Source organism: Celeribacter naphthalenivorans (genome assembly GCF_020524585.1).
GTDB lineage: Bacteria > Pseudomonadota > Alphaproteobacteria > Rhodobacterales > Rhodobacteraceae > Celeribacter > Celeribacter naphthalenivorans.
Genome location: NZ_JAIVLK010000019.1, coordinates 1 through 5,300 on the forward strand (window position 1 = coordinate 1; position 5,300 = coordinate 5,300).

The 5,300-nt window shown below is 56.0% G+C and carries 7 protein-coding genes; 5 read left to right on the forward strand and 2 right to left on the reverse strand.

The window, feature by feature from the left end; genetic code table 11:
* Nucleotides 1-321: 321 nt before the first annotated feature.
* From LC094_RS21405 to LC094_RS21420, 4 genes are all read left to right on the forward strand, one after another.
* Nucleotides 322-1,680, forward strand: coding sequence for a DUF3560 domain-containing protein (locus LC094_RS21405; protein ID WP_226554827.1), 1,359 nt, complete (start codon nt 322-324; stop codon nt 1,678-1,680).
* Nucleotides 1,677-2,297, forward strand: a complete 621-nt coding sequence (locus LC094_RS21410) for a hypothetical protein (RefSeq protein WP_226554828.1) — start codon at nt 1,677-1,679, stop codon at nt 2,295-2,297. Before LC094_RS21405 ends, LC094_RS21410 begins: the two co-directional genes overlap by 4 nt.
* A gap of 29 nt (nt 2,298-2,326) precedes the next feature.
* A complete protein-coding gene (locus tag LC094_RS21415) occupies nt 2,327-2,533 on the forward strand; it encodes a hypothetical protein (RefSeq protein WP_226554829.1) in 207 nt (68 codons plus the stop codon).
* 232 nt (nt 2,534-2,765) lie between these two features.
* Nucleotides 2,766-3,053 (forward strand): hypothetical protein, encoded by a 288-nt coding sequence (locus LC094_RS21420; protein WP_226554830.1) that lies wholly within the window; start codon nt 2,766-2,768, stop codon nt 3,051-3,053.
* A 230-nt stretch (nt 3,054-3,283) separates the two neighbouring features.
* Here the strand turns inward: LC094_RS21420 and LC094_RS21735 are convergent, their stop codons facing one another.
* A complete protein-coding gene (locus tag LC094_RS21735) occupies nt 3,284-3,673 on the reverse strand; it encodes a thermonuclease family protein (protein ID WP_404815069.1) in 390 nt (129 codons plus the stop codon).
* A gap of 440 nt (nt 3,674-4,113) precedes the next feature.
* Here LC094_RS21735 and LC094_RS21430 point away from each other — a divergent pair, with 440 nt between their 5' ends.
* The gene (locus tag LC094_RS21430) at nt 4,114-4,314 is read left to right on the forward strand and encodes a hypothetical protein (RefSeq protein ID WP_226554831.1); all 201 of its coding nucleotides are present in this window, start codon (nt 4,114-4,116) and stop codon (nt 4,312-4,314) included.
* A 93-nt stretch (nt 4,315-4,407) separates the two neighbouring features.
* Here LC094_RS21430 and LC094_RS21435 read toward each other — a convergent pair whose 3' ends face one another.
* Nucleotides 4,408-4,779 (reverse strand): helix-turn-helix domain-containing protein, encoded by a 372-nt coding sequence (locus LC094_RS21435; protein ID WP_226554832.1) that lies wholly within the window; start codon nt 4,777-4,779, stop codon nt 4,408-4,410.
* Between the last annotated feature and the right edge of the window lie 521 nt (nt 4,780-5,300).

Genomic DNA, 5,300 nt, shown 5'->3' on the forward strand with positions numbered 1-5,300 from the left:
CCGAACCGCCCCGTGCGGGCCGTGCGACCGAGTGAGAGGTGACAGGCAAGCGAGCCGAGGGAGAGATGTGTGCGCCCCTCTGGGATTTGCACCCCCTGCCCCTTTGGGTCAGGCGGTCCGTGTTTGTTTGGGCCGCGCGGCGGCCCGTTTGTGCTCCCAAGCTCAAGGTTCGAAGCAAACGCACAGGGAAGAGCATTGCAAGAAAACAATTCATGAAAAATGCAAATAAAACATTGGTTTAGGTCGCCGCAATACAGTAATGTTAATGCATAAGGAGAGGCCAAAAAGGCCCCCGCCGTCACCACAAGAGGAAAGTAGATTATGAGCGACTATATTGCATCCGCCACCTATTCCCCCGAGGACAACAAAATCCGTCTTTACCCCTTCTCGCGCCTCGATAAAGAGACTTTTGCACGCGTGAAAGAAGCGGGTTTCAGATGGGCGCCGAAACAAGAACTCTTTGTTGCGCCGAAATGGACCCCTGCCCGCGAAGACTTGGCGCTGGAACTGGCGGGCGAGATCGAACCCGAGGAAATGACACTGGCCGAGCGGGCGCAGATGAAGGCTGACCGGCTGGACGCTATCGCAGACAAACGCGCCATGGAGGCCAGCGCCTACCATCGCCGCGCCAACGAGCTTTCCCGTGCTTTCGACATGGGCCAGCCTATCCTTGTGGGGCATCACAGTGAGCGGAAGGCACGCAAGACGCAAGAACGCATGCATAACGCCATGGATAAGGCAGTGAAGGCGCACCGGCAGATTGATTACTGGAACTATCGCGCCCAAGGTGTCGAAGCATATGCCAACATGAAAAACAAACCCAGCGTTCGCGCGCGCCGCATAAAAACCCTTCTGGCTGAGTTGCGTGATTTGCAGCGCACAATCAACGCCGCGCACAAGGCGCTTGAGCTTTGGGAGAAGGTGGAAACCCCGGAACAGATCACCGCATTTCTTGGTCATGGTGCATCGCTCGCACGCTATGGCCTGTGGAGTGACGTTGAGAGCGGCAAGTGCGATCCGTTCGAAGCAAAGGCCGCAGTCATGGAAGGTTGCCGCCAGATCATTGAAGGGCCGAAGCGGGCGCGCTGGATCGCGCACACGCTCAACCGCTTGAGCTATGAGCGCGAAATGCTGGGCGAGGTGCCGCGCTTCACCGGCGAAATCACCCCGACCATTTTGCAAATGTTCGTGCGCGAGCATGGCGCAGACAAGCCGAAGGGGGCAAAGATTGATGAAGACCTTTTCACCGTCGAGTGTGACGCACCCCTTCCGCTGCACATCGGCGACGGTAAGTCTCTCGAACTTTCCGGCGACGAATGGCGCGACCTGATGCAGTCTTGCGGTTACGTCCCGCCGGCGAAGAAACCCGCAAAACCGCCGATCCTCAATTTCAAAGCGCCGAGCGGCAAAATCTCCGTGATTAACCCACACCGCCGCGAGGCAGTGGATTTGCCGCAGATCGAAATGACAAAGGCAGAATATGCCGCAATCTATAGCGAGCAGCGCGGCACCCGGCTTTCATCTTGTGGCAATTTCCGCGTGCGGATCGCGCCGAACCCAAAGCATGACGGGCCGCGCTACATGGCCGGATGGGCTGCAATCATGATCACCGACCAAAAGCAGCATGAGGCACCCGCGAGCTTTTGGGACTACGAGAACGCACGGGAGGCCGCAGAATGAACCGCCCGAGCATTTACAGCCGTCCGAATAAGCCACTGACAATCCCCGTGCGAAAGCGCGGGGAGGTTTCCCCGCTCGAAGAGATCAAGGCACCCGAAATCATCGCGGTTGACCGGGCAACAGAATGCCACGTCACGCCTGACGATGTCGCTGCGCGTATGGTCGAATACTTGGGGCCGGTTGGTGACTTTATGACGCTTGAACCAGAGGCAGGAACGGGCCAGCTTATCCGCGCTCTTTTGGCATCCGGCCACAGCGCTTGCGAGCTTTGCGCCGTTGAGCGTCACAACAGCCTGTTTCAAACCCTATACAAAATCGAAGGAATTTCCGGCGCAGGTCTTGTAAATGCGTGCTTTCTCGAATGGTCCGAAGAGGTGCAAGGCCGCGTTTTCTTTCCGCGTATCGTCATGAACCCGCCTTTTCGGGAGGTGCGAAAGCACATTGCGGCAGCGCTTTCGCTTTTGGGGCGTGGCGGTCACGAAGAACCCGCAACGCTTGTGGCCCTCGTTCCGGTTACGTTTGAACACCCCGAGGCTGAAGAACTGGAGATTTTGCCGCCTGAGACCTTCAGCACAGCCCGCGTACATACAAAAATCATCAGAATTCGCCGCGCCTGAGACGCGGCCACCATTTAGGAAAAGACACAATGCCGCTTATTCCCCTGACTGTGACCGAGCGCGAAGGCCGTGCAATTCTCGCCGCGTTGACCGCTTTGCAAGACGAAATCGCCGCAACTGAGCTTGATGGACACGAATTCGCTTGGAGCACGTCAACCACCGACGACGGACGACTAGACCCGCCGACATGGGATGACATCGACCAGCTGGCCGCGCGATTGCGCGATCTGCTTTGAAAACGCCGGGAGAGAGGTTGCACAATGTACCACTGGGAAACACACCTTTACACCTACGCCGTAGCTGTCACGCAGGGCGCAAAAATCAGACCAGAGAACCTTGAGGGAATGCGCCGGAAAGCACTCAATCACGGCCACACGGAAGGGGAATGCATTGCCGTTGCCGCCAATCCCTCTCCCTATATTCGATCCGGGATTTTGCCGGGTTTGACCATTGGCGAGGCGTGACACAATGCGCGATCTGTTCCCCAAGACAATCGACAAGAGCCAGAACGGTGCAACGTGGTGGCGTGGTGCATGGGAATGCCGCAACTGGAACGGCTATTTCCAAGAGCGTGAGGGCGGCACAGGCAATTGGTGTTTTCGAATCCCGTGGTTTTCCAATGACGACAAATCTTGCACGGTTTACGTCATTGCCGCCGATGGAGAGATAACCAAGCGCGATGAAATCCCGATCAATGACGCCGGGGAAATTCTGATCCGGGGCAAACGATATGGCCGGGAGTTTTGGCATCACTGAATGGCCCGCAACCTTTGAAAATGCCTCGCCTTGAGCGGGGCGTTTTTGTCTCAGACGGTCACTTATGGTGATCACGGTCTTGGTGGCCTGTGGGGCCAGGACTAAAGCCCTGCCCCCACAGGACGGGCGCTATCCGCGCGGAAGCCGCTTTGCGGCTCGATGCGATGCATTCATTTGTGACCAGCTATTAACCCGTTACACACTAAAGCGCGTAACGGGGCTGCTCTTTTCTATTTGCACCAAGATCGTCGTTTGCCCCCGTCATATGGCCGTGCAAGTCCCTCTGATATGAGTATGGTGCCTAACTCTTTACCTCCGACATAAAGTCGCCCGAGTCCGCGGTCATACTTGTCGCGTCCTGGGAGCATAACAAGATCGACAGCTCCAGCGTTTTTGACGAGTTCTCGGGCCCGCCGAGTTGCCTCATCGCCAAGGGCTTTCTCGTAACTGCATTGCGCATTCCGGGTCTCTGGCGTGTCAAAGCCGACCAGTCGAACCCGGTCCCGCGCCTCTCCGATCGAGGCCGTATCTCCATCAATCATGTAAACAATGTCGCTTCTGATCAGTTCCCCAAACGCTGGCATTGCAACGAGGAGGAACGCTGTCGCTAATTTCCACATTTCAAAATTCGTCTTCTTCTCTAAAGCCGCACGAAGACCCGCGCGGGATACGGGCGTCAGAGCCGCCCTTTGCGTTTCAAGTGCCACGTTTCTACCGTTGGTCAAAGTTCGAACAGGACCAGCTCACCGTCTCCTGCGATAGCATCGTCCTCTTCATGACCGATTTTACACCCTCCCAGTTCGTCGATGCAATGTATGGTCAAAACGTGTGTTGCCGTCTTTGCCTTCTGGGTGTTGTATGCAGACATTGGGATCTGTTTTTCCCCCGTGTTTCTTAAAGATGTAATCTGGGCCGGGTCAGGATGTGACCGCCCCCACTTGTGGGGGCTTCAAGAACAATTTTCCCCTGCCTGCGGCATTCCTCGCGGAACAAAATTGTTCTTGATCACATCCTTTAGCCCCGGCCCTTTTAGATCACATCGAAACACAGGAGAAAAACCATGTCCAACTTCTACACAGTCACCACCCCCGTCGAAGGCAAAGACGGCAACACACGTTTCCGCCAGATCGGCGTTGCTTTTCCGAACAATCGGCCGGGTGCAAAATCGGTCATGAAGATCCAGCTCGACGCCCTCCCCCTCAACGGTGAGCTGGTCCTGTTCGAACCCAACACGAACGAAGACGAACCTGTCATGGAATGAAACGCAAAGGGCGGCTCTGCCGCCCTTACGCATGTTATCACATGCTCAATCCCGCGCGGGTCTTCGTGCTCGCGCACTTCTCAGATGATTGGTCTAATGGCTCGCGGTGGATTCCGCTTCTAAAAGGCCCAATGTTTCCTTGAGCTTCCTTTGCGTCTCGTCCGTTGGTGTGCGCTTGCCTTGCTCAAACAAGCAAATAGTTCTGGGCGCACAATTCGCTTCCGACGCTAATTTCGCCTGGCTCAAACCAAGTTCTTGCCGCACAATGCGACATTGCTCTCCCGTCAGAATATTCGTCTTATGCCGCCCTTTCGATCCGGCAGCATTAAGTTCGACACCCATCTTTTTCAACCGCCAACGAACCGTCGAAACTGCTATTCCAGTAACGTCGGCAACTTTCGTCAATGATCCGCTTTCACGATACTTTTCCGCCAATTCGGGCCATTCTTCAGGTGAATCAGTCATACCTATTCCAACAATGTACTCTATTGTTAATAGACCAGTTGAAATGATAAACGTCAAGGATTTGTAGAAAATGAAAAGCCCCTCGAAAGGGCTAGCTTCCGAAGGGGCTTTGCAAAAGTTTCGCGTCCTTTGCACCTCCTTCATGACCTAGATTTAGAGACCCGTCAACCGCGCAGAGCGTTTCTGCGGGCGGACTAAAGGTTGATGGGCAAATCCCGCCCCTTCGCTAACGCTCTTGTGCGAGACCGCCGCTCTAGTCGCTTCGCTCCCGAAGCCTAAGCTCCTGCCTCTCCCTGCGCCCCGATGCGTTGAGCGTCGTCTCGTGCCGAGCCAACGCGCAACGCGGGCGCATGGTCGTTTCAGAAGCTTAGTCTTCGCCCGTTCGGGTGACGATCTGCTTTTGCGCTGCGCAGCCGGCAACGCCGTCTTTGCGGCCCAGGGGGGATTCGGACAAGCCGAACGCCCCCTGGGGGTGTCGGTTTGCACGATGTCTCAGCTCGATCACCTGTCACCACACTCGG